The organism is Thermogemmatispora carboxidivorans (genome assembly GCF_000702505.1).
Lineage (GTDB): Bacteria > Chloroflexota > Ktedonobacteria > Ktedonobacterales > Ktedonobacteraceae > Thermogemmatispora > Thermogemmatispora carboxidivorans.
Genome location: NZ_JNIM01000001.1, coordinates 2,679,927 through 2,705,281, shown reverse-complemented (window position 1 = coordinate 2,705,281; position 25,355 = coordinate 2,679,927). Strand labels below are relative to the sequence as shown.

24 protein-coding genes are annotated in these 25,355 nt (G+C 59.4%); 13 read left to right on the top strand and 11 right to left on the bottom strand.

Annotated elements, in window-relative coordinates; genetic code table 11:
* Nucleotides 1-166: 166 nt before the first annotated feature.
* The 3 genes from N688_RS10565 (at nucleotide 167) to N688_RS10555 (ending at nucleotide 3,465) form a co-directional block, all read left to right on the top strand.
* Complete coding sequence (locus N688_RS10565) at nucleotides 167-1,483, top strand: ABC transporter substrate-binding protein (protein ID WP_052889245.1); 1,317 nt, start codon at nucleotides 167-169, stop codon at nucleotides 1,481-1,483.
* A gap of 166 nt (nucleotides 1,484-1,649) precedes the next feature.
* Complete coding sequence (locus N688_RS10560; protein ID WP_052889244.1) at nucleotides 1,650-2,594, top strand: carbohydrate ABC transporter permease; 945 nt, start codon at nucleotides 1,650-1,652, stop codon at nucleotides 2,592-2,594.
* 1 nt (nucleotide 2,595) lies between these two features.
* Complete coding sequence (locus N688_RS10555) at nucleotides 2,596-3,465, top strand: carbohydrate ABC transporter permease (protein WP_052889243.1); 870 nt, start codon at nucleotides 2,596-2,598, stop codon at nucleotides 3,463-3,465.
* 161 nt (nucleotides 3,466-3,626) lie between these two features.
* Here N688_RS10555 and N688_RS10550 read toward each other — a convergent pair whose 3' ends face one another.
* On the bottom strand, nucleotides 3,627-4,496 hold the full coding sequence (locus tag N688_RS10550; RefSeq protein WP_052889242.1) for a class I SAM-dependent methyltransferase: 870 nt from the start codon (nucleotides 4,494-4,496) through the stop codon (nucleotides 3,627-3,629).
* Nucleotides 4,497-5,029: 533 nt separating this feature from the next.
* Between N688_RS10550 and N688_RS10545 the strand changes: the two genes are divergently transcribed.
* A complete protein-coding gene (locus tag N688_RS10545; protein ID WP_052889241.1) occupies nucleotides 5,030-5,968 on the top strand; it encodes a class I SAM-dependent methyltransferase in 939 nt (312 codons plus the stop codon).
* An 83-nt stretch (nucleotides 5,969-6,051) separates the two neighbouring features.
* Nucleotides 6,052-6,990: a class I SAM-dependent methyltransferase gene (locus N688_RS10540; protein WP_052889240.1), complete on the top strand. Its 939-nt coding sequence runs from the start codon at nucleotides 6,052-6,054 to the stop codon at nucleotides 6,988-6,990.
* 173 nt (nucleotides 6,991-7,163) lie between these two features.
* On the opposite strand, the gene N688_RS10535 is transcribed toward N688_RS10540, so the two are convergent.
* The 3 genes from N688_RS10535 to N688_RS10525 form a co-directional block, all read right to left on the bottom strand.
* Nucleotides 7,164-8,678 (bottom strand): carboxylesterase/lipase family protein, encoded by a 1,515-nt coding sequence (locus N688_RS10535; RefSeq protein WP_162179533.1) that lies wholly within the window; start codon nucleotides 8,676-8,678, stop codon nucleotides 7,164-7,166.
* 303 nt (nucleotides 8,679-8,981) lie between these two features.
* Nucleotides 8,982-9,863, bottom strand: a complete 882-nt coding sequence (locus N688_RS10530) for a PHP domain-containing protein (RefSeq protein WP_052889238.1) — start codon at nucleotides 9,861-9,863, stop codon at nucleotides 8,982-8,984.
* Between the two features lie 533 nt (nucleotides 9,864-10,396).
* Nucleotides 10,397-12,097, bottom strand: a complete 1,701-nt coding sequence (locus N688_RS10525; RefSeq protein ID WP_156025380.1) for an ArnT family glycosyltransferase — start codon at nucleotides 12,095-12,097, stop codon at nucleotides 10,397-10,399.
* Between the two features lie 346 nt (nucleotides 12,098-12,443).
* Here N688_RS10525 and N688_RS10520 point away from each other — a divergent pair, with 346 nt between their 5' ends.
* Both N688_RS10520 and N688_RS10510 read left to right on the top strand, forming a co-directional pair.
* On the top strand, nucleotides 12,444-13,058 hold the full coding sequence (locus tag N688_RS10520) for a DUF4202 family protein (RefSeq protein ID WP_052889236.1): 615 nt from the start codon (nucleotides 12,444-12,446) through the stop codon (nucleotides 13,056-13,058).
* A 418-nt stretch (nucleotides 13,059-13,476) separates the two neighbouring features.
* The gene (locus N688_RS10510) at nucleotides 13,477-14,763 is read left to right on the top strand and encodes a Bcr/CflA family multidrug efflux MFS transporter (protein WP_052889234.1); all 1,287 of its coding nucleotides are present in this window, start codon (nucleotides 13,477-13,479) and stop codon (nucleotides 14,761-14,763) included.
* Nucleotides 14,764-14,811: 48 nt separating this feature from the next.
* Here N688_RS10510 and N688_RS10505 read toward each other — a convergent pair whose 3' ends face one another.
* Together N688_RS10505 and N688_RS10500 are read right to left on the bottom strand one after the other, a co-directional pair.
* A complete protein-coding gene (locus N688_RS10505; protein ID WP_162179532.1) occupies nucleotides 14,812-15,843 on the bottom strand; it encodes a cation diffusion facilitator family transporter in 1,032 nt (343 codons plus the stop codon).
* Between the two features lie 32 nt (nucleotides 15,844-15,875).
* Nucleotides 15,876-16,325: an ArsR/SmtB family transcription factor gene (locus N688_RS10500; protein ID WP_052889233.1), complete on the bottom strand. Its 450-nt coding sequence runs from the start codon at nucleotides 16,323-16,325 to the stop codon at nucleotides 15,876-15,878.
* A gap of 275 nt (nucleotides 16,326-16,600) precedes the next feature.
* On the opposite strand from N688_RS10500, the gene N688_RS10495 reads away from it, so the two are divergent.
* Together N688_RS10495 and N688_RS10490 are read left to right on the top strand one after the other, a co-directional pair.
* Nucleotides 16,601-16,987, top strand: a complete 387-nt coding sequence (locus N688_RS10495; RefSeq protein WP_052889232.1) for an ACT domain-containing protein — start codon at nucleotides 16,601-16,603, stop codon at nucleotides 16,985-16,987.
* 148 nt (nucleotides 16,988-17,135) lie between these two features.
* Nucleotides 17,136-17,462 carry a hypothetical protein gene (locus N688_RS10490; RefSeq protein ID WP_052889231.1) on the top strand — a complete coding sequence of 109 codons (327 nt, stop codon included), beginning with the start codon at nucleotides 17,136-17,138 and terminating at the stop codon, nucleotides 17,460-17,462.
* Nucleotides 17,463-17,715: 253 nt separating this feature from the next.
* Here N688_RS10490 and N688_RS10485 read toward each other — a convergent pair whose 3' ends face one another.
* Nucleotides 17,716-18,153: a helix-turn-helix domain-containing protein gene (locus N688_RS10485; protein WP_052889230.1), complete on the bottom strand. Its 438-nt coding sequence runs from the start codon at nucleotides 18,151-18,153 to the stop codon at nucleotides 17,716-17,718.
* Between the two features lie 269 nt (nucleotides 18,154-18,422).
* Here N688_RS10485 and N688_RS10480 point away from each other — a divergent pair, with 269 nt between their 5' ends.
* Both N688_RS10480 and N688_RS10475 read left to right on the top strand, forming a co-directional pair.
* Nucleotides 18,423-18,728: a hypothetical protein gene (locus N688_RS10480; protein ID WP_052889229.1), complete on the top strand. Its 306-nt coding sequence runs from the start codon at nucleotides 18,423-18,425 to the stop codon at nucleotides 18,726-18,728.
* 54 nt (nucleotides 18,729-18,782) lie between these two features.
* On the top strand, nucleotides 18,783-19,409 hold the full coding sequence (locus N688_RS10475; protein ID WP_052889228.1) for an ATP-dependent Clp protease proteolytic subunit: 627 nt from the start codon (nucleotides 18,783-18,785) through the stop codon (nucleotides 19,407-19,409).
* Here N688_RS10475 and N688_RS10470 read toward each other — a convergent pair.
* A complete protein-coding gene (locus N688_RS10470; protein WP_052889227.1) occupies nucleotides 19,406-20,230 on the bottom strand; it encodes a hypothetical protein in 825 nt (274 codons plus the stop codon). The genes N688_RS10475 and N688_RS10470 overlap by 4 nt on opposite strands.
* Before the next feature lie 26 nt (nucleotides 20,231-20,256).
* Nucleotides 20,257-21,237 (bottom strand): GAF domain-containing protein, encoded by a 981-nt coding sequence (locus tag N688_RS10465; RefSeq protein ID WP_052889226.1) that lies wholly within the window; start codon nucleotides 21,235-21,237, stop codon nucleotides 20,257-20,259.
* 458 nt (nucleotides 21,238-21,695) lie between these two features.
* Between N688_RS10465 and N688_RS10460 the strand changes: the two genes are divergently transcribed.
* Complete coding sequence (locus N688_RS10460; protein ID WP_052889225.1) at nucleotides 21,696-22,547, top strand: hypothetical protein; 852 nt, start codon at nucleotides 21,696-21,698, stop codon at nucleotides 22,545-22,547.
* 40 nt (nucleotides 22,548-22,587) lie between these two features.
* Here N688_RS10460 and N688_RS10455 read toward each other — a convergent pair whose 3' ends face one another.
* Nucleotides 22,588-23,061 (bottom strand): hypothetical protein, encoded by a 474-nt coding sequence (locus tag N688_RS10455; protein WP_052889224.1) that lies wholly within the window; start codon nucleotides 23,059-23,061, stop codon nucleotides 22,588-22,590.
* A gap of 341 nt (nucleotides 23,062-23,402) precedes the next feature.
* Between N688_RS10455 and N688_RS10450 the strand changes: the two genes are divergently transcribed.
* The gene (locus tag N688_RS10450) at nucleotides 23,403-23,846 is read left to right on the top strand and encodes an ArsR/SmtB family transcription factor (protein WP_202901893.1); all 444 of its coding nucleotides are present in this window, start codon (nucleotides 23,403-23,405) and stop codon (nucleotides 23,844-23,846) included.
* 232 nt (nucleotides 23,847-24,078) lie between these two features.
* On the opposite strand, the gene N688_RS10445 is transcribed toward N688_RS10450, so the two are convergent.
* Nucleotides 24,079-25,305, bottom strand: coding sequence for a glycoside hydrolase family 53 protein (locus N688_RS10445; RefSeq protein ID WP_052889223.1), 1,227 nt, complete (start codon nucleotides 25,303-25,305; stop codon nucleotides 24,079-24,081).
* Nucleotides 25,306-25,355 lie beyond the last annotated feature (50 nt).

Below are 25,355 nucleotides of genomic sequence, written 5' to 3'. Positions count from 1 at the left end.
CAAGAGCGTAAAGTAACGAACCTTTTCTGAAAGTTGCTGCCTTGTGGCCGGTGGAGGGAATTCCTATACTCTGCTCTAGAGTGACAGTGGCCCTCTTGTCTGCCGGCAGACGACAGGGTGGAGTCGGAGATCTCATCGGCTTTCAGCGCAGAAAAGGAGTTTCCTCATGGAGTGTATGGCTGGTTCTCCTCCGCTCACGCGGCGCCGCTTCCTGTCCAGGTCGGCCCTCTTCGCGGCGATGGCTCTCAGTACCAGCTCATGGTTAGAGGCCTGCGGTGGCTCCAGCGCAGGGAATGCGGGCCAGCAGCCAGTGACGCTGAAGTTTCTCCATTGGATTGGTACTGATGCTGGCCCTGTCGTGGCCGAAATCAACAAGCGCTTTCATCAAGCCTATCCCAACATCACGGTACAGTTCTCCTCGCTTCCCACGGATCAGTATGAAACCGTTCTAAAGGCTCGCCTGGCTGGCGGGGATGCGCCGGATATCTTCGGGGTCTTCCCGGGCGTCAAGTTTTACCCTTATGCCAAGGCCCACTATCTGGCCGATCTCTCCAGCGAGTCATGGGTCAAGCGCCTGTTGCCGGGCGTCAAGCGAGTGATTTCTTACACTGATGGTCGCATCTATGCCTTGCCGCTCGACCAAAATGTCATCGGCGTTGTCTACAACAAGCAGATCTTCAGGGAGTATAATCTCTCGGTACCGACGAATTGGCCTGACTTCCTGGCGGTCTGCGAGCAGCTCAAGCGAGCTGGGGTGACTCCTCTGGCCTTGGGTATCAAAGACCAGTGGGTTGATCAACTCATTCCCTATGCTATGGCCCCCTCGGCGATCTACCGTAATGACCCCGACTTTGATAAGCAGATGTTCGCTGGCCGGCGAACATTTTTCGCTTCTCCTTGGAGGCAGATGATGAGGGACTATCTTGACCTCAATGCCCGCGGCTATTTCAACCAGGGGGCTCTGGGGACAACCTATGTGCAGACAACTCAGATGATGGCTGCAGGCAAAGCCGCGATGGTCGTCAATGGCAACTGGATTTTGGCGCCGATCCGGCAACTCAATCCCAAGCTTGACCTGGGGATGTTCCCCCTCCCCTATGGAGAGGCCGGGCAATCCATCTGGGTCTCTTCCGCCGTTGGAACTACGCTTGCTATTTCCTCCACGACCAGGTATCCTGCGGAGGCACGCCAGTATCTCCAGTTCTGGGCCAGGCCCGACATTATGGCCCTCTATCTGAAAGAGAAGGTGGCCTACTCCTCTTTCCTCGATATCTCTAATCCGGCCCTTGATCCTGCTGCCCAGGAGATGGTCGCCCCTCTCAAGGTTGGCTCCTATAACTTCCTCGATCAAAATTGGCCTCTTGGCGTGCAAGATTCCATGTTCAAGGACATCCAGGCGGTTTTTGCTGGTTCGATGAGCATTGATCAGATGCTTCAGGACATGGACTCGGTCTTTCTGAAGAATAAAGGATCGATCAGCTAGCTCTTTGCTTCGGCTCGTGTTGCATGGCGGGTGAGCTCCTCGGCGCCCGAAAGTAGGAGGGACCCAGTTCGCTAGCGCGAGGTCTCACCCGCTCGCTTTCCTTCCTCTCCTTGGCGCTATTGCTCTTCTGCAACGGCTGCCGTGGCGAGCAAGAAAGGGGCTCATTATGGAACCAGGCTCTTTGGTGATGATGCCTTTGGAGAAGCGCCAGAGGCGACCGTCACAATGGGGGATTCGTCTGCGGCAGCTCTGGACGCACAGTTTCTTCTGGCTGCCCGCCTTGGTCATCTTTACCATCTTTGTTATCTATCCCATCGTCGGCAGCCTCTACTATAGCCTGACCGATTGGGATGGCCTTGCCCCAAATCTCCAGATGGTGGGCCTGGCCAATTTCCGTCAGCTGATAAGCGACCGTTCTGTGTTTACCGATCTGAGAAATACGCTTCTGTTTGCCACAGGCGTGATGATCCTGCAAAATGGCGTCGCGCTGCTCCTGGCCTTGATCCTGGATGGGCCGCTACGCCGACTGACCTTCCTGCGTGTCTTCTTCCTCATTCCCGCGATGCTGAGTCCGCTGGCCATTGGCTACATCTGGAGCTATATTTACAGTCCACAGTTCGGCTTTCTCAATGCTCTGCTGGGCCATCTTGGCCTGGCAACCTGGCAGCAGGACTGGCTTGGGAATCCTCGCTTAGTTCTCTGGAGCCTGGTTTTTACCAACTCCTGGGAGTTTATGGGCTTCAGCATGGTAGTATTTCTTGCTGGTCTGCAGGCAGTGCCTGCTGAGCTATACGAGGCAGCTCGGGTTGATGGGTCCTCAGTCTGGCAGCGCTTTCGCTATATTACCTTCCCCTTGATTGCGCCCGCTGTGACAGTCAATGTTGTCCTGACTCTGATTGGTAGTATGAAGATCTTCGATCTTATCTTTGTGATGACTAATGGGGGACCAGGGGACGCCAGTGAGTCATTAGCTCTGAGAATCTACAAAGAGGCCTTTACCCTCAATCACTTTGGCTATGCCACTGCGGTGGGTATTGTAATGGCCCTGCTGATTCTGACCCTCTCTATCATCAATTTGCATTTTCTACGTGCACGAGAGGAGGAACTGTGAAATGCGCTCGATTGCTCTTTCCAGGCAAGGGCGTAGGTGTAAGTCCTTTGCCTTCTTCTGCTCCCGAGGAATGGCCTTGCTGCTCGTACTCTGGTGGAGTGGGCTGGTGCTTGTCCCCCTGCTGGTGCTGCTGTCGGTGGCTCTCAAGTCGCCAACTGAGCTGCTGAATAATCCTCTTGGCTGGCCTCAGCAGTTCATCTGGTCGAACTTTGCTGATGCCTGGAGCAATGCCTCTCTGGGACAAGCCTTGTTCAATAGTCTCCTCATCACCAGCGCCACCGTGCTCGGCCTCATTGTCTGTGGCTCTTTGGCGGCTTATCCCCTGGCCCGTCTCGGCGGCCCCTGGCCCCAGCGCCTCTATCTCTATTTCGTCGCTGGCCTGGTTGTGCCGATCCAGCTTGGTCTCTTTCCGCTCTATAAGGAGATGCATGACTTGCAGTTGATCAATACCTATCAGGGGGTGATCCTGCTCTATATTGCTGTCAACCTGCCCTTCGCCATTTTTCTTTATACTGGTTTTATCAAGACTGTGCCCCGTGAACTGGAAGAGGCGGCGCGTTTGGACGGGGCGGGTCCAATGCGCATCTTCTGGACCATTGTTTTCCCGCTCTTGCGTCCCGTCACAGCCACAGTCGCCATTACGAGTGCCCTCTCAACCTGGAATGATTTCTTTATTCCTCTCATCTTCTTGCAGCGTGATGGTATGCAAACGTTGCCTCTCGCCATTTTTGCCTTTGTGGGGCAATTCAATAATAACTGGTCCCTCATTTTTGCGGCGGTGATCATCTCCTCGCTGCCTTTGGTCCTTGCCTTTCTCTTCTTGCAACGGTACTTTATCAAAGGGATCGCTGCGGGGGCCTTGCGTGGCTAGGACCGGTACAAGACGCAGTAAGCTCTTGCTACCCTCTGGTCTCGCCATTGTGACAGCACTCAGTGAGGCTGCTCGCTGATGATGGAGCGCTTCCCTGGAGTGGGCAGCGTGCTCTCAGGAACTCGCTCAGGATCACCATCAGCGAGCAACGTTCTCTTCTCCTAGACGGTAGCGTCGGGCGTAGTTGTAGGCTTGCGACCCCAGACGGTGAGCAGCGTCCAGATCGCGCAGAAATTCTCTTGTTGCATTTCGGCCATCGCCTGCTGAATCAGTGTTCCTAGCTCCTCTTGGCCGATTAAGCCGACTTTTACGAGAAAGGGCCGAATCAATTCCATCCCGGCCAGGTGATCTTTGAAGACGGGATAGTACGTCTCGGTCCCCATCGACCACTCGATTGCGCTTGCTCGGAGCCGTACCTCCTCAAAGCCAGCCTGACGTACCATCCGTGGCAGCACCGGCGTAATACCGAGATGGCGCCCATCAGGGGAAAAACTCTGCCCAACCCGCCGGAAAGCTTCAGCGATCAAGGAACTGAAACGCTCGTAGGCTGGGCTGGTCGTCAAAGGAAGCTCTCCCTCGGTCAGGCGCAGGATACCACCGGGCTTGAGGAGGCGGAAACACTCGGCCAACAGACGAGGCCAGGCGGCTGGCAACATAAAGCCCGACAAAGCTCGCCCGTTGATCAGGTCAAAAGAGGTATCTGCGAAAGCCAACGGCTCCATGACATTGCCCACCTGGAAACGAACGTTTCTAAGTCCGCGCGACTGAGCCTGAGCCTGGGCATACTCAATCACTGGCTGGCTGATGTCGATGCCGATCACCTCGGCATGGGGATAGTGAAAAGCCACCTCTAAGGCCCAACCACCGGGACCACAGGCTAGATCAAGCAGGCGCCCACTCTCTGGCAGGAGCTGGCCCTCGGGAAGAAGACCCCCCATCCCTTCGGTCAACAGCCGATCCTGTTGCATCAGGCGGGCTAGCTCGCCGGCGTTCTCTGGATCAATCACATAGGTATGATCTGCTTCCGCCATGCAATTGCTTCCTTTCCAATCTGAAGAAGCGCGCCACCTTGGGCGTCTCCAGGACAATGGTATCTCTTGGGCATATTCCTTTCTCAAGTGTAGCAGAAAGCGTTTCCCTCCTGGAAGAGAGGGAGAGTATAGGGCGTCGGGCAGGAGTCGCTCAAGGGGTGACGGGCGTAGCTTAGCAGGACCCGCGCCAGATTCAGCGCGGGTTCGCCCTTCCGGGGATACCGCTGGCTGCTCTTCTCGCCTGGCTGGGTTAGCTTCTGATCTGAAGGCCAGGATGTGAAAAAACCATGAAAATCAGAGAGAGTGCTCTTTATCTATGCAAAACATCTTGACAGCAGCTTGTCTGCTTTTCTACACTTTCCTCTGAACTACGCTTTCTCCCGAAGAACCCGCCAGCTTCATGCTCTGTCTGCCTGTCTCAGGGAGGAGGCCGCGCCGGTCTTGCTGCTCGCTCCCTTGTCTGGCAGACGATAGAGGCGGGGTCAGGAGGATCTTCTGTTTTCCTGAGAGTACGGGGCAGAAAGGAGGAGTAGATGCCCTGGTGGTTCTTCCGCCGTCGAGCCAGAGCGACTGCCAGCGAGGCGGAGCTGGTGAGTCGTCCGCCGCGCCGGTCTCTTGGTGAGGTAGCCTTGCCGCGTTTGCAGGGGAGTCGGCGCTATTTGCAGGAGCAGCCCTACTTGTTGCCGAAGGACCTGGGAGAGGTCAATCGCCTTGATTTTCAACACTATGTGCTGCGTAGTCTCATGCGGGGCAACTATCTGGCGCCGATCAAGCAACCGCGTCGCATTCTGGACGTTGGTTGTGGGACGGGGCAGTGGGCCATCGAGCTGGCCCAGGAGTTCCCGGAGGCGGCAGTGGTGGGGCTGGACGTGGAGCAGACCAAGGTAAGTAGTTCGCCGCCAGCGAACTATCGTTTTGTGAAGGGCGATGTGCTCGAAGGGCTTCCGTTTGACAGCAACTGGTTCGATTTTGTCCATCAGCGTCTCCTCTTCCTGGCTATTCCTTTATCTGCCTGGCCGGGGGTAGTGCAGGAGCTGGCGCGCGTCACCGCCCCTGGCGGCTGGATCGAACTCGTTGAAGGAAGCCCTAGCTCTAGCAGCTTCTCCCCTGCAGGCCCAGCTACCCAGCAGCTGATCGGCCTGATTGGACAGCTTGCGGCTCTGCGCGGCCTCGATAGCGAAGGCGAAGTAATGCGCTCGCTAGACCGCTATCTGTTAGGGGCAGGTCTGATCAACGTCCATCGCTATCCGCTCGAGATTCCGGTCGGCGAGTGGGGTGGGCGCCTGGGTTCATTGATGGCTATCGATGTACGTGAGGGAATTAAGGCTGTCAGCGCTCCTGTTGCTGCCCGCTTTGGCCTCTCTGAGCAAGAGGTGCTCAATTGGCTGGATCAGGCTAGTCAAGAATGGAATGAGCTGAAGACTTCCTACTCCCTGGCTGTTGCCTATGGGCAGAAGCCGGCAGCTAGCTAAAGAATCGCCGCCTGGGGCGAGCAATGGCACCAACAGGAGGATCTTCTGTTTTCCTGAGAGTACGGGGCAGAAAGGAGGAGTAGATGCCCTGGTGGTTCTTCCGCCGTCGAGCCAGAGCGACTGCCAGCGAGGCGGAGCTGGTGAATCGTCCGCCGCGCCGGTCTCTTGGTGAGGTAGCCTTGCCGCGTTTGCAGGGGAGTCGGCGCTATTTGCAGGAGCAGCCCTACTTGTTGCCGAAGGACCTGGGAGAGGTCAATCGCCTTGATTTTCAACACTATGTGCTGCGTAGTCTCATGCGGGGCAACTATCTGGCGCCGATCAAGCAACCGCGTCGCATTCTGGACGTTGGTTGTGGGACGGGGCAGTGGGCCATCGAGCTGGCCCAGGAGTTCCCGGAGGCGGCAGTAGTGGGGCTGGACGTGGAGCAGACCAAGGTAAGTAGTTCGCCGCCAGCGAACTATCGTTTTGTGAAGGGCGATGTGCTCGAAGGGCTTCCGTTTGACAGCAATTGGTTCGATTTTGTCCATCAGCGCTTTCTGCTAGCGGCTGTGCCTCTCGCTGCCTGGCCGGGGGTAGTGCAGGAGCTGGCGCGCGTCACCGCCCCTGGCGGCTGGATCGAACTCGTTGAATTCAGCATCCATGTAAGCAACTTTGTTCCTGCTGGACCTGCGACCGAGCGCTTTCTTGAGCTGGCCGGTCAGCTGACTGCTCTGCGTGGTCTCGATAGCGAAGGCGAAGTGATGCGCTCGCTGGACCGCTATCTAGAGGAGGCGGGCTTATTACAGGTCAAGTCTCAGCGCATTCAAGTTCCCCTCGGCGACTGGGGTGGACGCCTTGGCTCTCTCCTCTCTCTTGATGCCCGAGAAACCTGGAAGGCGATTAGTGTCCCCATTGCGGCCCGTTTCCAGCTAGCAGAGCAAGAGGTACGGAGCCTTATCGAGAGGGCAGGTCAGGAATGGAATGAGCTGCAGACAAAATGGAGCTTTGCTATTGCTTATGGCCAGAAGCCGGCAGCTAGCTAAGGAATCGCTGCCCGGAGCGGGCAGAGAAGCCGGGCCTTCTGGGCCAGAACGGAGCGGGCTGCCGAAAAGCGCGAGGCGAGGCACGCAACACACTCGCCTCGCGCAGGCTGGTGGCAATCAACTGATCCGGCCTTGCCGGGGAAGACCTCTCTGGCCTGGCTGCCGACTGGCGATCAAGCTTCCGAGATCAGCCTGACCCCTTCCCAGAGTGCTCGTAGCTCCCCCTGGGGGTCCTCCGCCAGAGAAGGTACCTCATCCCAAATCAGCGTTGCGCGCCGTTCCAGATCGTAGCGTGGCCACGCTGGTAGAGCAGGAAGGTGCGGATTCCCATCGCGAATGAAGGCTGCCCAGGCGGCATGCATGAGATCGGCCAAGGTCTGCCGACTGGGAGCTGTGCCTGTAAACAGGCGTGAGAGTCCCACATCAAGCGTATTGAAGACAAAGGGAATATCCATCGCATGCGCGGCCCCCAGCGCCCCACCAAAGGCGGGTGACTTCCAATCAAAGCGGTACACCCAGACAGGTGCTCCCTGTCGAACCTGGGCTTCTGCTAAGCGAAGAGCCGGAATACGAAAAACGAGATCACCCATCAGGTCGATCCAGGCCAGCTCGGGAGAGTGGTCCTCGCGTGCCTCCGTATAGCGTGCGAGCACCTGCTGAGCGGCATCGCCAAAGAGACGTCTGAGCAAAGCCTCGTTGATCTGTGCTCCGCCGCCCATCAGCGCAAACAGCCGCCACTCATCGCGATTCGTTCCTGCCAATACAGTCACATCTCTGGCCAGACCCTGGGCCAGCATCTCCAGCGGATGCCGCGGCAGCGTCTCCCCATCGATGACCGGGCTAAAAGCGCGGACGCCACCGAACTCCTGTCCCAGCTCCGGCTGAACCTTGAGCAGAGCCTCTAGCGGCACCTCGGCCAGGGCCTCGACCTGTGAGAGACCAAGCTTGCTCAGCAGAGCCTGAGCCACACGCGTGGCCTCGGCGCCAGTAGGCAGATCGCCAGCGGCGCCGCTCTGCAGAATCGCTCGCTGAAAAAGGCCGCGCGCTGCTGGCATCCCCAGCAGCGCGGCGATACTCATGGCCCCTGCCGATTCGCCCATCACTGTCACATTCTCAGGATCACCGCCAAAGGCTGCAATATTCTCGCGTACCCAGCGCAGCGCGGCGATCTGATCGAGCAGGCCACAGTTGCCACTGTAGCTGGAGCCGGCTCCGGCTAGCTCCTTAAGATAGACGAAGCCCAGAATTCCCAGCCGGTAATTGAGCGAAACCACCACGATATTGTGACGCTCTGCAAACGACGTGCCGTCGTACCACGGGTCGGAGGCCGAGCCGATGGTAAAGGCCCCGCCGTGAATATAGACCATCACCGGGCGCTTCCCCTCATCCGCAGCGGGGGACCAGATATTCAGATAGAGGCAGTCTTCGCTGATCGGGCGCGGATCGACAACGCGCTCGGCCCCGATGGCTCCAACCATACTGGCCCCCATCTCGGCAACCTGGGGAGCCATCGGACTAAAGGCTGTCGTCGGACGCACACCCGTCCACGGTTCAGGTGGCTCAGGGGGGCGGAAGCGCCTGGCCCCCAGCGGAGGTCGGGCAAAAGGAATACCCTTCCAGACGCAGATGGCGCCTTGCTGATAGCCCTGAACCTTTCCGTAGCGAGTTTCGACAATGCATTCGCTCATGTTGCTACTCCTACTCATCGATGCTGATAGACTTTAGTGAAAGCCTCACTGCCGCCGCCAGCTCCTACCTTCGTAGAAAGTGAACCCTGCCAGCGCCACATTGTGACCATCCCGCCGAAGCGCTAGCGGTCGCCTTATTGTTCTCTTCTGCAGAGGCCAGGTCTGGTAACCAAAGAGGAAGTGGCATCGTGGCCATCATCATCTTATCACCCGATCGTCCCTATTCCCGGCACCACCTTGCCTGATGATTGCCTGTGTGCGGTGAAATGCCTGGCGAGCAGGAGGACAGTCTCCTCTCTCCCTTTAGCTGTCGGCGGCTGCTGCCTCCGGCTCGACCGTGATCCCTAGCCGCTCCAATAGCGCCCGGCAGCGCCAGGCCGGGTAACCGACAGGCAGACGACCGGGGGGACCATGCGAATCCGAGCCGGCGCTCATCACCAGTCCATGACGCCGGACATACGCTTCATAGATCGTCTCCAGCTCCGGCCCGTGGGTGGGATAGCAGACCTCTATCCCATCGAAGGCGACCTCTGCCCGTACCCGATCCAGTAGCTCAGGGCTGTAGAAAGTGAACTCTGCCGGCTCACGCAGACCGCGGCCCGGATGAGCAATCAAGGCCAGGCCCCCACTGCGGTGGAGCGCGTTGACTGCCGCCGCCAGATCCACCTTAATCTCCCGATAGCCCGCGTCACGAATCACGGCGAGGGCCTCTTGCCAACTGGAGACATAGCCATGCTTCAACAGGAGAAGCCCGCAGTCGCCAGCGACTCGCAGCCGGTTCTCCTGTGCTGCAAGGAGCCTTTCCCGCTCAGGAAAGGAGTAGCCGCGACGGAGCAGCTCAGCATAAACCTCCTCTGCGTTAGCTCGCTGCCCCTCACGTACTTCCTCCACCAGCCGCCGCAGGTCCGGCTGCTCAGGATCAAAACCGTAGCCAAGCACATCGGCCATCTGGCCTTGCCAGGCAGCGCTGATCTCGACCCCGTTGAGGACGGCCACCCCCTGCTCTCTCGCCAGGTGCTGCAGCTGGGGAATCATATCAACCCGGTCGTGATCCGTGACGGCAATCAGCTTAAAACCCCGCTCGCGGACGTGGGCTAAAAGATCTGCTGCAGTCCAGCGCCCATCGCTCCAGGTCGTGTGCAAATGGAGATCGATCGGAGCCAGCTCAGAAAGGCGTTGGTGCAATTGATACCTCCTTCTTCTGATCTCAGCAACGGAGACGAACCCCCCTCCTGGCATAGCTCGACAGCTCTTTGCTGGAACGAGCCTCGCCGTCGCCGACAAGCAGCGAGTCATAGCTCATATTGTTAGCTCGCTTGGAGGAAAAATCATCAGCTGAGATGGTACACGGCTGTTTCTGCAGGAGGCAAGAGCGAACGAGGGCCCTGGCTGTGCTTACAGTTGACAGAGACCGCTTCTCTTGCCTGCGCGCTTTATTCAATTGGGCGATCGCTCGCGGATAACGACGCCGCGCTTACCTGGCACCGGATCTGCTCCCTTCCTGCCCTTAAAGGACAGGCAGGCGGGCCTGCTTCGCCCGTGGTAGCAGGCAGCGACGTCTGAACTCTGCCAGCGGCTCCCTTCCCACAGGCGAAAGCGGTCGGGGTCGACCCGGCAGGTCAAGGCTGGCCACCCCTGCAGGATCGGCAAACGAGAAGCTCCTGTAGCTGAGCATGGGGATGGACAGGGGAATTCTATGGGCTACGCAGCCAGGGTTGTTAGCCCTCTGGTTGCACAATACAGTAATCTCCGTAGAGCGTCAGACGATAGCGCCGGTTCTGCTGGGTCAGCAACCCTTGTAGAGCGACCTCGTAGTCGCCACGTGGCAGCACGTAAGCCGCCTGACGATCGGAGTGGGTAGCCCAGTAATAGGGCCAGTAGCGAATATAGCCCGGCTGCAGCTGCTGATTGACAACCCCACAGGTCAAGCGCTCCTGGCTGAGAAAAGCCACCTTGTAGCAGGTCCAATAATCGCTATAGAAGTGGGTCACGCCCAGCTCCTCCAGTCGATGTACAAAAGCCATATCCTGTTGATAATACACCTGAGCTGTGGAAGTTTGACTAAAAGCCTGGGCCGTACCAATCCCATAGAAGAGCAACAGTAACAGCAGCAGAGCGAGGCAGATCGCACGACCAGGCTGGTGCAACCTGGGCAGAAAAGACCACGTGGCCCGTGCGCCCTGCCAGAGGGGCCAGAGGATTGCGGGAAGCGCAATCCAAAAAATGATCAGATAGCGCCCGTGAAGAGAGGGCCACTTGAGTGGCGCGAGACTATGAATGAAGAGCACCAGGGTGATGGCGGCGGCGATCAACAGCAGCAGGCGGGCACTGGCCCGGACCAGGTCAGCCTGCAGATCGGCCTTGCTCTCCAGACGGGGGCGCCGTCCGAGACGCCACAGATCCCAACCGGCCAGCCCCAGGGCGACGAGAAAGAGCAACAAATAGCCAGTACCCCAGCCGAGATGGATCAACCGGCAAGCCAGCGTAGGGGCGCTGGTGGGGTCTCGCAGGACCGGCACTTCGCTGACTGGACAAAAAGGGTTACCGCTAATCGTGGGCAGAGAGAGCAGGATAGTAGCCTTAATCTGCTGCCAGACCAGGGCTGGTGTATAGTGCAGCGGCACTGGTCCTTGTTGTTGCACAGTCACAGCGCTAAGCGTATCAAGACCTGGTGGTGCGTGCAGATTGTAGGCCAGCAGCGGCCACATTCCCAGGGCCAGGCCGCCCAGCATGCAAACAATGGGGAACAGGCGTACCAACTCACGCCAGCAGAAAAGTACGATCAACAGACCAGAGAGGCCCAGCAGCGGTAAGATAAGCATATCGCTCCAGAGGCCCAGGCCCACCACGATGCCCCAGGCCAGGTAACCCCCACAGCGGAGCAAGAGGCGGCGCCACGAGAGCGTAGAGCTGGTGGAAAGTGCTAACCAGGTAGCGATCAGGAGGGCCAGCGTGCCGCAGAGCAGGATCTCCAGATAGCCCCCATAGGAGCGCAATTGATAGGTGAGCATATAAGGTGAGCCAAGGCTCAGCAGCGTCAGCGTCAGCAAACCCAGCCCTGGTGTATACAGTGTACGGACCAGAAGATAGAGAGCAACTAGAAAGAGAACAAAGAGCATTACCAGGCCAAGTCGCAGAGCGAGAAGCGATGACCCGAACAGATGAAAGAAAGCAGCGCCCAGGTAAGCCTGGAGCGGTCCCATATAGAACGAACCATACATGAATGTTGGGTGCTCACCCTGATAGGCAATATGGCGCGCCATCAGGCCGAAGACCCCCTCATCGCTATCGGTCCAGGGCCAGTGCTGCTTGAGCAGCATCAGGCGCAGGCTGACCCCAGCCAGAATAAGGCCGAGCGCGACCAGGTTCCACTTCTCCAGAAGGGCCAATCTACGCAATTTTCCTTCAACAGCCGCCATACTCATGCACTTTGATAGAGAATATAATGATAAAGGACCAATCTTGCCGTTGATGGTAGCATGGATAAAATAGGGTGTCAACTGACCAGAGACAGGGAGGCTAGGCGCTGCGCGGCATCGGCTAAAAGCTTCTGGGCTAGCAATGAAGCTCAATGGTGATAAGTGATAAAACTGCCACCATCAGCAAAGGCCTGGAGACCTTCCGTTGAGGCCCGGAGATCGCTGGCAGGCTCAGGGTGCGAGCGGTAACACCAGCACCCGAGCGAGCTTGACAGAGGGGTTTACGCTTAGAAATAATGAGCAGTGTTTTCTTGCTTCCGCTGATAAGGAAAGGGCGAGACCATCGATGGAGAACTTACTAGCAGGCGCTCGCTCCTGGGTCAAGGAGCATGCCGGTGGGCAGGCTCTGCACCTGCTCAAAGCAGAGGAGTGGCTCAGGCGCATCAACCCGGAAGCCTCGGAGGCCATGCTCCTGGCGGCCCTGACTCACGACATGGAGCGAGCCTTCCCTGGACCCGATAGCCCAAAGCAAGATCTCTCGCGTGGAGCAGATGACCCGCTGTATCTACAAGCGCATTCCGAGCGCTCAGCGCGCATCGTGGGCGACTTTTTGCGTGAACAACAGGCACCAGCCGACCTGATAGAAGAGGTAATGGCCCTGATCCGCGTGCACGAGCTAGGAGGATGGCCCGAAGCGGATTGGGTTCAGGCGGCGGACAGCCTCAGCTTCCTGGAGGTCAACGTCCAGCCCTTTCTTCACATGATGAGCAATACCCAAACTGGCTGGACACCTGAAGCTGTTCGCGCCAAGTTTTCCTGGATGTACTCACGGATACGGCTGCCAGAGGCCCGCCACTGGGCGACGCCTCTCTACCAGCAAGCCCTAGAGCGGCTGCAGCAGCAGGAAGATTTGCTGAGACATAAAGGCAAAGCAGGGATAGAGGCATCAGGAGAGATATAAAAACGCCCCTCACAAATTGCAGGAACCTGGCCTGACTGTGGCCCATGCCGCTGGCTGCAGTTCCTTGAACTGAGCAGGCTGTCCAAAAACACCACACACCATCTCAGAGAGGGTCAGGTCTACCCTCTAGTGCCGAGCTCTGGCCTGGCGGCTACCGTCTTCTGTCTCCTCGCAGCAGGTCTGAGCCCGCCGGGGACTTTTACACGCTCCCTCTCTTTCAGCTATACTATCAGCAGGTGGGCGCATCTTCGTCCAGTCGAGCAAGCACCGAAGGACCTGGCTATCAACCCACTCAGGGCGACTGCTGCGGCGAAGGTCGGCCACAAGCGCTTCGTGGAAAGAACCATCGAGAGCTAATGTTTCCTTCTTCTCCTGTCCTTCAAATAGATAAATGTATATGTAGAGAGCAATCGAGCGAATGAGACAGCCGTCAATTAACGAGAGGGAGCAGTCTACGCAGCGAGTGGAGACCATTGCGGGGTGGCGTTACATCCTGCTCATCATCATTCTGGGATCGCTAGCGGCCTTTGGTCCACTCTCGATTGACATGTATCTTCCGGCGCTGCCCCTACTCAGTCGTGACCTGGGGACCAGCACCGCGGCGGCCCAGCTGACGCTAAGCGCCTGTCTTGTTGGCCTCGCTCTTGGTCAACTGCTAGCGGGGCCGATGAGTGATAGCCTTGGGCGACGGCGGCCATTGCTCATTGGGCTGCTTGCCTATATTTTGGCCTCCCTCTTATGTACCGTCGCGCCGTCGATCACGCTCCTGATTGGCCTGAGACTCATCCAGGGCCTGGCGGGGGCTGCGGGCATCGTCATCGCCCGAGCGATCGTACGAGACAAATACAGCGGAATCGCCCTGGCCCGTTTCTTCTCCATGCTCATGCTGGTGAGTGGCATTGCTCCCGTAGCGGCTCCGCTCATTGGTGGTCTCATGCTGCGCCTTACAAACTGGCGTGGCATCTTTCTCTTCCTTGCGCTGCTGGTAGCCCTGATGTGGGTGGCGGTCCTTCTGGGGCTCCCTGAGACCTTACCTCCAGAGCGACGACAAAGCAGCAAGCCAGGCACGACCCTGAGCACCTTTCGACGCTTACTTGCGGACAGATCCTTCATAGGCTATGCCCTCTCTGGAGGTCTCTCGACGGCGGCCATGTTCGCCTACATCTCTGGCTCTCCTTTTGTCACCCAGGAGATCTATGGTCTCTCGCCCCAGGCCTTCAGCCTGGTCTTTGGCACGAATGCCCTGGGCATTGCCATCGTGGGGCAGATCAATGGCCGGCTTGTTGGGCGAGTAGAGCCGCGCAAGCTGCTGGCCGGGGCCTTAACAGCCGTGGCCCTCGGCGGCGGAGGTCTCTTCTTAGCGGTAATCAGTGGCCTCGGACTAATCGGCATCCTGCCTGCCCTCTTCGTCGTCGTCGCCAGCCAGGGCATGGTCTTCCCCAATGCAACCGCTTTAGCACTGGCCGACCATCCGCACTCAGCCGGTAGCGCCTCTGCCCTCCTTGGATTACTCCAATTTGTTCTGGGCGCGCTGGCCTCGCCGCTCGTTGGCATCGCAGGGTCTCAGACAGCTCTACCGATGGCGACGATCATCGGCTTGCTTGGCCTGGGGGCCCTCAGTGCCTTTCTGCTCCTTGGGCGACGGAAGCCCGTCAGGACTGCCACTTCTCTGGGGACGGGGGCCGACGGTCTGGAAGATCGCTGAGCTAACCTGCTTGGAAGTCCTGGGGTCAGCGCGCTGCTGACCCCGCACTTATTCCTCGCCTGTGGCCTGTGGCTGACGCGGGCTTCGTGAAGGATCGAGGCAACAGTAGAGGCTCTGACCGTGGCAACAGCTCTGGCGATCCTTCTCTGACTCGAGCTGGATCGTCGCGTGATCGATATGGTACTTCTCCGTCAGCATCTGCGTCAGCGCGCGGCGAATCGAGGCGCTGCGGGCGGGGGTTCCATCCTCGATTGTCGCATGGCAGGCCAGCGCTGGCATCCCGCTCGCGATTGTCCAGACATGCAGGTCGTGAACCTCCCGGACTCCCTCGACCTGCAGCATGTCGTGAGCAAGCTGGGTCACCGACAGGCCACGCGGTGCCGCCTCCAGCAGGATATCGGTTGCCTCACGCACGACCTGCCAGGCACCCAGGGCCAGTAGCAGGGCGATTCCTACCGACAGCAGCGGGTCAACCGCGCTCCAGCCGGTCAGGAGCAAGACCAGGCCGCCAGCAATCACCGCCAGCGAGGCTCCCACATCGCCGAGCACGTGCAGTAAGGCAGCGCGCGTATTCAGATTATGATGGCTCTGGCGCTGAAGCACGACACTGATAAAGAGATTGATAGCGATGGCGATCAGCGGTGTCACGAACATCGCCAACGGCTGCACCTCAGCCGGATGGCGAAGGCGCCCGATAGCTTCGATCAGGATAACCACCGCGATGGCGATCAGCGTCACCGCGTTGATCAGCGCGGCCAGAATGCCGACGCGATGGTAGCCGAAAGTACGGCGCGCATTGGCAGGACGTTCCGCCTGCACTGCAGCAAACCAGGCCAGGCCGAGCGCAAAGAGGTCCGTCACCACGTGGCCGGCCTCCGAGAAGAGCGCCAACGAGTTAGCCAGCAGGCCACCAACGAGCTGACTGAGCAGGATGACCGTCGTCAACAGAAAGGCCAGACGGAGGCTCCGCCGCGGCAGAGCATGAGCATGGGTATGGGCATGACCGTCATCGCCCTGGTGAGAGTGGTGCTCTGGGTGGCTCTGCCCACTTGCGCTGTGCGCAGGCATCTTTTCTTTCATCGCAGACTCTTCACAATGACCAGGATGCATAGTTATGCGGATACCTCCACCGCCTGTGAGACAGCGGCGGGCCGGCCCGCCGGCTCGTTTGCGTGAGCCAGGCCAAGCTCAAGCAATTGTCGCACATGGTCATCAACCAGGCGATAGTAGACCACCCGCCCGACCTTGCGCATACTCACAATACCTTGCGTGCGTAGGACACGTAGCTGGTGAGAGATGGTCGTATCATCCCGACCAAGGCCAGCAGCCAGGTCACAGACGCAAAGCTCGCCAGCCGGCGCCTGCAACAGGGCAAAGAGCACCTGCAAGCGCGTTGGATCATTGAGTACGGCAAAAAAAGCTGCTGTGCGCATAGCGCTCTCTAACGGCAGCAGACTTTGGCGCACGGCTTCCACCTGCTCTGGATGAATGGCCCGCACCTGACAGAGATCTGCCTCCTCTGTATGCCTGCTTGCCGTGCGCGCTCGTGGACGGGCGGTCATCGCGGCTTGCTCCTTTCGTATCCGAAAACCTGTACAGCTATGCAGCTTTCTTCTCTTACTACTATAACATCGATGCCGCTTGCTTGCAATCCAATGCCAGGGATGAGTGAGCCTGTACAGGACTGAAAGGCTATGCTATCGTAGAAGCCGCCTGACCTTGTGGTTGGGCCTGGGCCCTCTGGTCGCTTCAGTGGGGCTGACCGGTCAACCAGGTGGGGCCATGCGTTAGAGCGACTCCGCCTGTGAAAACGAGAGAGAAAGGACTGAGCTTGACAATGCAGTTGCTGGTAGCCGCGCGTCAGTTAGCCATTTGTCGGCTTGCCCCTGGCAGTCCGCTGCCGAGCTGGCTCTCTGCCGCTGGCCTGGAACGGCAGTCCTTGCTGGCGCTCACCTGGACCGCCGATGAGCTGTCGGTGGTTTGCCCTCAAGAGTGGGTGCCCGAAGGTGTCCCCTGTGCGCCAGGTTGGGCTGCACTCAAGGTCGTGGGACCCCTCGATTTTGCTTTGACTGGGATCCTCGCCACGCTGCTCAGGCCGCTGGCCGAGGCCGGCATTCCGGTCTTTGCGCTCTCTACCTACGATACCGACTATCTTTTAGTGCGCGAGCCGCAGCTAGAAGCCGCGCGAGCCGTGCTTCTGGCTCACGGCCAGCAATTCTTATAGCCATAAAGAAAGAAAGCAAGAGGCGTTCGTGGCTTGGGCGGCCTGAAACTTGCGGTGCGGGAAGCACGTGTTTTACCCAGATGCTGTAGAAGCGAGCATCCAGGGAAAGCCGGGCGAGACCGGCTCAAGCAAGGAGGTGCATGTCAACATGACTATCAGCCTGGAGCAGCTCATCATCTGGGTCATCATTGCAGCTATTGTCGGAGTAGTGGGAGAATTCATCGCTCGTCGTCACGCCCCTGGTGGCATTGTCGGCGCCATTCTTCTGGGGCTGCTGGCCATCTTTCTGGTTGATGGTGTCCTCCACTGGCACATCAGCGGTGAGCCATATCTCAACGGCGTCCCGTTGGTAACGTCAGTCTTGGCGGCGGCAGTGCTCGTCTTCATCTGGAGTGCCTTCGCCTATCGTCGTCTCTCCCCCTACTACTATCGTCGCGGCAACTATGCCCATCGACCGCGCCGCTGGTGGCGCTGATGACGAAGCTGATGACGAAAAGGAAGACCCATTTTTCTCATCGGGCCTCTGGTGTCTACGCTTACCTCAAGCTGGGCTCTGCCAGACCAACTTGTCAACACGCGCACAGCCGTGGCTGGTCCCGCTAGCAGACAGTGGTCACCATGCAAAGCTGATGCAAGGTTTGCCTTCCAGCGCAACACAACAGAGGAGGGTAAGGCCATATCATCTGCGCCAGTTAACCCCTCCTCTGCAGCGAGCCGAACTGCGTAGCCTAGCGGTGTGAGCGCCGGATCGCCGCCTCTCCCAGCCGTCCAGCCAGCAGCAGGGAACTGAAGCCGGCCATCGTCAACACCTGTTGGGCAGCCAATGAGTCGCTGGCCTCTGCTCTCTTCTCCTCAGTGCCGATAGTGCTGCGGACAGGCTCCGGTCTCCCAAAGCCGAAGCTGAGACCGGCGGTTCCGCCGCGGGCTGCCGCCGAGGCTTCGCGCAGTTCGGTCGCAACCAGCTCCAATAACTCGGCTACCTCCAGATCAAGAGCTGCGGCCACACTCTCTAGCACTCGGGCCGAGGGGTACTTCTGCCCGCGCTCAATCTCACCGACATAGATCTCCGAGAGACCAGCGCGCTCTCCCAGCTCGCGCATCGTCAGCCGGCGCTGCTGGCGCTCCCGGCGGATCACCTTCCCGAGCGTCTCTTGAAGATCGGCCATCCCCACGCTCCTTTCTGTGCTCCTCCCTTGCAGAGGAGTCTGTGGCCTCTCTGCCGCTTTCGACAGCTATGCTGATAGCATAGCCTGGTAAACAGCTATGCTGATAGCATCGCTTTTTGCTATCACTATACCCCTCCACTTTGCTATATTCAAGGTGTTCTCTCCTGTCCTGCTTGCCCGTCGCAGCAGGAGAGGAGCAGACGAGGCAGGAACCTGAACCTGACCTGATCAGGCCGAGGCTGCACCAGAGAAGAGAAAGGAGGACCTTCATGCTACCACGTCCTATGGCTCCCTTCCTGTCATATACACAAGAACACATCCAGTCAACCCTGCATATTCCCATTGTTTATGAAGAGCATCAGCTAGAGCCTCCCCGCTGGGAGTATCGTCTCATCAGCCTTGATCTGCGCAAAGAGCCACTGCTCTCCGAGGCCAGCCTGGCCAGGCTTGGGCAAGAGGGCTGGCTGCTTCAGGCCATTGTCGACGAGCGCGCCAGCGGAAGCGGTACCCAACTGCACTACTACTTTGTGCGTCGCCTCCTTGGATCAAGGCAAGAGACAGCCGGAGAAGAGTAAGCTCCGATGGAACGAAGGCCAGACAGAGGGCAACTGCAAGAAAGGACCAGTGTGATGAGTGCTACCCTTTACGTACCAACCGTCATCGAGGCCACGGGACGCGGAGAGCGCGCCTACGATCTCTACTCTCGTCTGCTCAAAGAGCGCATCATTCTGATCAACGGCCCTATCGAGGAGCAAATGGCCGGACTGGTCATTGCCCAGCTCCTCTTTCTGGCCGCTGAGAGCAGCGAGCGAGAGATCAACCTCTACATCAGCTCACCCGGCGGAGTCATTACCGCTGGACTGGGCATTTACGATACCATGCGCATGCTGCCCTGCCCCATCGCCACCACCTGTGTCGGCTATGCCGCCAGCTTCGGTACCATCCTGCTAATGGCGGGGGACCGTGGACGGCGCCGGGCTCTACCGCATGCCCGCATTCACCTGCATCAACCGTGGACCGCCAGCGGCGTCAGCGGCCAGGCCAGTGACATCGAGATCCATGCCCGTGAAATGCTCCATACTCGCGACATGCTTAATGAGATCATCCAGCTGCACACTGGCCAGCCATTGGAGCGCATTAAGCATGACACCGACCGCGACTTCTTCCTGAGCGCCGCAGAGGCCGTGGAATATGGCATCATCGACGAGGTGCTGGAGCCCCCCATCAAGGAGGCGAAAGACTCGTCGGCTCTCTAGAGGGGCTCGATCCGTACGTAGTCGAGATCGAGCCACTGGCGGCCCGTCGCCATCGTGCCAAAGCGCAGGGTACCGCGCGGCGTGGCGATGGCATACTGGTTGTCTACCCAGGCGACGAAGCCGAGAGGACGGAGTGGTGGAGCAGGGGCAGTAAAGAGAAGGTTGCCATCCACGAAGAAACGGGCCTGCGACGACAGCCACTCAAGCGCGTAGGTATGCCACTCTGTCAAAGCAACCTCCTCCAGCAGACGCTCCTGGGTCCCGGTCAGACGCTGCAGCCAGCGCGCCGCGGGACCCAGCTCGCCGCTGAGCCGCCCCCAGAGAGCGGCCAGCGCCGTGGGCACGACTGCCGTCAAGAAGCCCGGACGCAGCGCATGCACCACCTGCGCTTTCCATCCCCAGCCCGGTATACCCGGCACCAGGGCCATGTTGGAAGGGGGCGAGGCGTAAAAGAACCAGACCGCCTCGGGAAGCATCAGGACGTCGCCGCGCAATGAAAACGGATAATTCCAGAAACCGAAGCCTGCAGTCCCACACAGCAGCCCAGGCGTCTCCGCGGTGCTGGCCAGCGTCGCTGCTGGATGGGAGAAGCTGGCCCGAACTTCCAGACGCAGCGGCGGACGCCAGGGGAAAGCACGCCGCGGCAGCTCACCATAGTCGTCGATCTGCGCGTCGCTGTACTCCCCCTGGCGGCTGGCCTCCAGCTCCAGACGCAGACGCGATTGCTCCACGCTCAGGCGCCCGCTCCCCAGACAGGTGCGCCGCCAGCGTGGGTCAAGCTCAGCCTTTTCCTGCTCCCGCCGGATAAAGTCATCGAACATAGATGATCTTCTATGCTAGAACCTTCTCAATTAAGCCGCAGAGACAGTTCGAGGAGCTTGTCTTCCAGTTCCTGCCAGACCCACTGTTCCGCCTGCAGATTATTGAGTGAGTGGCCTGAGCGAGTGGCCTCCATCATCACCTCTGAGACGCGGCGGCGGAACTGCATGAAATACTGCCGCTGGATGCTCTGATCGGGCATGACTCGCAGCTCGATATCTTTGGGATCATAGAATTCCTGGGGGTCGAAGGCCAGAGCCAGCAAGTCTGCGTATTGCTGAATGAGGGTCAGGCGAGCCTGGGAGAGGAAATAATAGGGTTGGGTGCTGGAGACCAGGAAGCAGCCGGCGACGCGCCCAGCGTAGAGGATGGGGTGGGCGGCGGCGCTGCGCTCGTGGGGGTCGCGATGGGCGGGAATGAGAGAGTGCTCCTCATCGATATTCTGGATGGCATTCGGGCGGCAGGAACTCACCACATAGCCCGAGAGCGACTCAGCGCTCAAGAACATCGCCTTATGTTCCAGCTCGCCCCCCCAGGGATGGGTACCCAATCCGAGCCACTCGCGCAGGCTGCGGATTTTCCCCTCCTTGGGAGGCATACAGCGCACCACGCGCACGGCCATTCCCATATGATCGGGGTCGAGCTGTCCCAGCGCCTGCTGGAGAATCAGGTTACTCAGCGACCAATAGCGCATCGCCTCGGTCGTCGTCGCGCGGGCCCGAAAGATTCGCGCATAGAAAGCGGCGGGAATCTCAAGAGACGAGTCCTCGGAAGGAGCGGTGACGAAGTCCTCAAACTCGGCCTGAATTAGCTCCTGCAGCTGCTCGCGATATTGAGGCAGCGCCTTGAGTAACAGGCGAAGATTCTGAGGGCGGGGATCAGAAGTGCTGGAGACCCAACGACCCAAGGTAGTGGGTGTCACTCCCAGCTCCTCAGCGAGGCGCTGTCTCTCGTGGGTATCAGAGATGATGGTTCCTAGCAGTTCGCGCCAGGTGCGTGGTTCATCCATAGCGTGTTGCCTTGCTGCTGAAATGGCTCTTGCACCGATCTTCCGTCATGATAACAGCTTAGCGCCTGACCGTCAACTCTTCTGCCGCCTGAGTCAACGCACCTTGCTCTTTCCTCCCCAACCAACCTGCTTCGCCCCGCCGGACAAGGTCCAGCTGATGCCAGAGGGCTGGCGAGCTATGCCTTCCTGTCCCGCTTGCCCTGCTCCATCGATGGCAGTACAATAAGAGCAAGATGTTTAAAGGTGTCTGATCCTGGATCACTGAGATGCTGACCGAAGCGGCTGTCACCGCCACCTGACTCGCAGCGGGCCGGCCCACCCGCTTGCGCAGGCAGGGCGAGAGAAGAGAGGGCAGAGAGGGCCGAGCAGATCTCTGTCTTCTCCTTGCCGAGGGCCGGGGTCAGGCGGCCTCTGTCGGCCTGGGGTCAACCAGCCATTGCTCTGAGGGGAGGCGAGCCATGTACGTCAGGCAAGCAACAAGCGACGAAGCTCCTGAGATGCTGGTCGAGCAGAAGCTGAGCGCCTTCGCACGCTTACGTCCCGAATTTGAAGCGGCGTTCCTCTTCGTTCAGCAGGTGCAGGGTCAAGAACGCTTTGCAACCTTCCCCGTCGAGATGACGGTGCGCTATTTCCATGCCCTCTGGATCTGCGAGTGCAAGGACCGCCTGCTGAGCGTACCCAAGACGATCGAGCGCTACGAGGGCGAGCGCTGCCTACAGCTGCTGCGTGGCTGGCAGGAAGGCGAGACCGCCGAAGTAGTCGCTTTCCTGCAGCGGCGGCTGGACGCTATGCCTTTCGCCGATCTCACGCGGCAGATCCAGGACGCGCGCCGTTCTCTCCAGGAGGGGCTGAACCTGCTGCTACCTCGACTCCGTCATGGTCGGGCGGTGCTCCTGAATCGCGTCATGAATCTGCTGCAGGCTCTGGACGCAATCTTCAGCCCGGATGAAGAGACGTTGCGTGAGCAGGTACGGGAGGCCTGCCGCCGCTATGGCCACCAGCCGGAGCAGATCGAGGCCCAGCTAGCGGAGGCGCGTTCGCCGCTCTATGCCTATCTGCCTCATCGCCTGCTGGCCCGTGAGAATATGCTCGTCATGAACCGCCTGGGAGCAAGTGCCTGTGCGCGCCAGGAGCAGCGTCTCTGGGGTGAAGCCCGACTGCAGACAGAGATGGGACCACGGGCCCTCGTTCTCATTGATGGCTACCGAGATCTCACTTCGACGCGCAACCCTGTGCGCATGAGTCGCACAATCAGCCAGCTTGTTGGGGCCAGTTTGCCGCTGGCCGCAAGCACGGCAAGCACGAGCTGAGCGTCCTGGCCTGGAGAGGGGGAGAGCAGGCTTCTGCAATTTAAGGGCTTTGCCTGCCTCGACTCCTCTCACCTGCCTCTATCTCATCCAGTGATTGGAAGATCAGGCCATCCACTGTCTCATCCGCGCTGGGGCCATCCGGCACCGTCTCAGCCCTCGCACCCGCAGGGGCCGAGCTGGCGAAGGCATTGAGGACATGCCCGATCAGCACCAGCAGCAAGCTATAAAAGATGGTGGTGGCAATGGTGCCAAAAAGGAAGGCCAATGGCCCTGTAAGGTCGAGCCAGCTCACGGAGCTGCTGGAGATCATCCGCACATACGGAGAGCCATCCGGGCTGACAAAGATGGTCCCACTGCTGCCGGGAGCCAGCCCAAGCTGGATGAGACGCTGATAGCTACTCCAGATCAGGTATACCTCCACTGCAGCGGTAGCCAGCCCAAGAACCATGATCAACCTGGCAGCTAAATGACAGAGCCGTGCAAATTTTCCTTGAGCAAGGAGATCTTTCCACATACGCTGCGCCTTCCCTCCCCGGTAAGGGGAGGGATCGACAAACCTAAATTTCTCCGCGAAGCCGTTCTTGCTGACTGACGGCGGTGCATCGTGCCCTCGCCAGCTGCAGCAGAACGATCAGTATTAGTATAGTACACGCGCCGGGATTGTTGCGTGTCCCTCCCTGTCGCCTGGCCTACTTCTCTCTTCTTCCTCGCGGGTGAGTTACCATCCACAGGCTGGTCTCCAGGTCGCTTTCCTTGACGTATACCTGATCGAATGATATCATCCTCCTATCAGCCTATACGGATACATAGAATGGCTGAGCGGTAGTAACGCCTGAAAAAGGGGCGAATGTTTCTATGAAGAGGAAAGGAGAGAGTAACAGCGCCGGCGCCACGTCGCAGGGAGTGATGACGGCTGGCCTGGCGAGTCGGCGGCCCACTGAGACGAGTGAGCAGCCTGAGAGCGCGGGCCTCCTGAGGCCCGAGGCTGCAGAACTCTATGCGCGCTTCTTCAAGGTGCTCAGCGATCCGACTCGCCTGCGTCTGCTGGCGCTGCTGCTGGAGGCTCCCGTTGAGGGGCGCACGGTCAGCGAGCTGGTCGCCGTCCTGGGCGTCCCCCAAGGGCGGGTCTCGACCCATCTGGGCTGCCTGCGCTGGTGCGGTCTAGTGCAGGGGGTGCGTGAGGGAAAATATGTCTATTACCGTCTCAGTGACGAGCGTGTTCGCCTGCTCCTGACCCTGGCGGGGACCCTATTGCAGGAGCACGCTGCCAGTATTGCCTCCTGTGGCGTTATTCGCTAGTGGTCAGGCGACGGGCGAGGTGGGGAAGCTGGCTGGGCGAAGGCGGGGAAGAGGAGGCAGAGCCGTCTGAGGCCGGGGCCAGAAAGCAAGTGGCCCAATCTCCCGAATCAGCAGACTGGGCCACCTGTGTGGGCGCCTTACATTGCGACTGTGTCGGCTTCGATAGCGCTTGAACACTCGGTCGTTGGAGAGGAGAGGGGAAGATATCTGCTTGTCCGCCTCTGCCTGTCCGTTACTCGTAGCAGCGAATCGAAGGCAAAGCCCGGCCTTGACGATCAAAGAGCGTCAGATTGTCCCAGGCATCGCCGGCCCCTGGCTCCCAGCCCACGCCGGGTATCCAGGCCGATTCCCAATAGACCAGGCCACGCCCTCGACCCTGCGGCACCTGCTCGACGATAGCCCGCACGGCCCGAATATAGGCGAGCTGGCCATCGGGCGTGGGAGGGTAGCCCGGCAATAGGGTGGTCTGGGCGTTGACGATATTCGGCTCGCTATCGCCGTCGGTCAGGGTCCAGGGATAAGCCGTTTCCACAACCACCAGATCCTTGCCATAGCGCGGCGCCAGATCGTTGAGATTGGCCTGCAACGCCGAGAGCGGCCCATGCCACCACGGGTAGTACGACAGGCCAATCACGTCGAAATCCACGCCCTGGGCCAGCACATGATCGAAAAAGTAGCGGCTGCCGGCATTATCGCCGCCGCGATCGATATGGATCATCACCTCGATAGAGCGGCTGGTAGCGCGCACAGCGGCAATGGCCGCGTTCAGTAGCGTTGCGAACTGGGGCCAGCGCTCTGTCCCGTTGACATAGATCTGGCCTTGGGGCCAGAGCATGCCCGCCGTCACCTCGTTGCCTGTCTGCACTATCTCTGGCAAAGTCCCCTGACGCGCCAAAGCTCCCAGCACCGAGCGCGTATAATCATAGACCGTCTGTGCCAGCGTTGCCAGATCCTGGCCCTGCCAGCTCTGGGGCGTCGTCTGGTGGCCGGGATCGGCCCAGAAATCAGAGTAATGGAAATCCAGCAAGAAATGCAGGCCGGCGGCCTTGATGCGGCGCGCCATTGTCAAAATGTGCGCTAAATCGTTGTATGGCAGCGGAGGCTGGACCCACAGTCGTTCCCGGATAAACGTCGCGCCGTGGCGCGCCACGATCTGCTCGGCGGGGAGCACGCGCCCCTGATCAGAGAAGCGCTTGCCGACATCCTCCAGTTGCTGCAAGGTTGAGAGGTCGTGACCCAGTACCCGCGGGCGAGGTCCACTGCTCTGGCGCGGAGCCGGATGCGGGGCTGCCAGGGCCGCTGGCAGGCCGTTGCCGAGGGTTAAGCCACCGGCCAGCGCTGTCGCCGACGCGATCTGGCCAAGGAAGCGTCTTCGGCTAACACCTTCTCTCCAGAAAGCAGAGGTGAGCCGCGTGCCCCTGGCCAAGGAGAGGAGATAGCTCTGCTCTTCGCGATCCATCGATTCTGCCTCCCTTCCTCAAGTGACATCGAGAGGTCTGAAGGTCTGAG

Excerpts from the sequence above, each read along its gene's own strand:
- N688_RS10505 (WP_162179532.1), bottom strand. The coding sequence starts at position 15,843 with ATGAAAGAAAAGATGCCTGCGCACAGCGCAAGTGGGCAGAGCCACCCA.
- N688_RS10445 (WP_052889223.1), bottom strand. The coding sequence starts at position 25,305 with ATGGATCGCGAAGAGCAGAGCTATCTCCTCTCCTTGGCCAGGGGCACG.
- N688_RS10535 (WP_162179533.1), bottom strand. The coding sequence starts at position 8,678 with ATGAGCGAATGCATTGTCGAAACTCGCTACGGAAAGGTTCAGGGCTAT.
- N688_RS10540 (WP_052889240.1), top strand. The coding sequence starts at position 6,052 with ATGCCCTGGTGGTTCTTCCGCCGTCGAGCCAGAGCGACTGCCAGCGAG.
- N688_RS10545 (WP_052889241.1), top strand. The coding sequence starts at position 5,030 with ATGCCCTGGTGGTTCTTCCGCCGTCGAGCCAGAGCGACTGCCAGCGAG.
- N688_RS10495 (WP_052889232.1), top strand. The coding sequence starts at position 16,601 with ATGCAGTTGCTGGTAGCCGCGCGTCAGTTAGCCATTTGTCGGCTTGCC.
- N688_RS10480 (WP_052889229.1), top strand. The coding sequence starts at position 18,423 with ATGCTACCACGTCCTATGGCTCCCTTCCTGTCATATACACAAGAACAC.
- N688_RS10485 (WP_052889230.1), bottom strand. The coding sequence starts at position 18,153 with ATGGCCGATCTTCAAGAGACGCTCGGGAAGGTGATCCGCCGGGAGCGC.
- N688_RS10500 (WP_052889233.1), bottom strand. The coding sequence starts at position 16,325 with ATGACCGCCCGTCCACGAGCGCGCACGGCAAGCAGGCATACAGAGGAG.
- N688_RS10475 (WP_052889228.1), top strand. The coding sequence starts at position 18,783 with ATGAGTGCTACCCTTTACGTACCAACCGTCATCGAGGCCACGGGACGC.
- N688_RS10465 (WP_052889226.1), bottom strand. The coding sequence starts at position 21,237 with ATGGATGAACCACGCACCTGGCGCGAACTGCTAGGAACCATCATCTCT.
- N688_RS10550 (WP_052889242.1), bottom strand. The coding sequence starts at position 4,496 with ATGGCGGAAGCAGATCATACCTATGTGATTGATCCAGAGAACGCCGGC.
- N688_RS10510 (WP_052889234.1), top strand. The coding sequence starts at position 13,477 with ATGAGACAGCCGTCAATTAACGAGAGGGAGCAGTCTACGCAGCGAGTG.
- N688_RS10520 (WP_052889236.1), top strand. The coding sequence starts at position 12,444 with ATGGAGAACTTACTAGCAGGCGCTCGCTCCTGGGTCAAGGAGCATGCC.
- N688_RS10525 (WP_156025380.1), bottom strand. The coding sequence starts at position 12,097 with ATGGCGGCTGTTGAAGGAAAATTGCGTAGATTGGCCCTTCTGGAGAAG.
- N688_RS10565 (WP_052889245.1), top strand. The coding sequence starts at position 167 with ATGGAGTGTATGGCTGGTTCTCCTCCGCTCACGCGGCGCCGCTTCCTG.
- N688_RS10490 (WP_052889231.1), top strand. The coding sequence starts at position 17,136 with ATGACTATCAGCCTGGAGCAGCTCATCATCTGGGTCATCATTGCAGCT.
- N688_RS10560 (WP_052889244.1), top strand. The coding sequence starts at position 1,650 with ATGGAACCAGGCTCTTTGGTGATGATGCCTTTGGAGAAGCGCCAGAGG.
- N688_RS10470 (WP_052889227.1), bottom strand. The coding sequence starts at position 20,230 with ATGTTCGATGACTTTATCCGGCGGGAGCAGGAAAAGGCTGAGCTTGAC.
- N688_RS10455 (WP_052889224.1), bottom strand. The coding sequence starts at position 23,061 with ATGTGGAAAGATCTCCTTGCTCAAGGAAAATTTGCACGGCTCTGTCAT.
- N688_RS10450 (WP_202901893.1), top strand. The coding sequence starts at position 23,403 with ATGAAGAGGAAAGGAGAGAGTAACAGCGCCGGCGCCACGTCGCAGGGA.
- N688_RS10460 (WP_052889225.1), top strand. The coding sequence starts at position 21,696 with ATGTACGTCAGGCAAGCAACAAGCGACGAAGCTCCTGAGATGCTGGTC.
- N688_RS10555 (WP_052889243.1), top strand. The coding sequence starts at position 2,596 with ATGCGCTCGATTGCTCTTTCCAGGCAAGGGCGTAGGTGTAAGTCCTTT.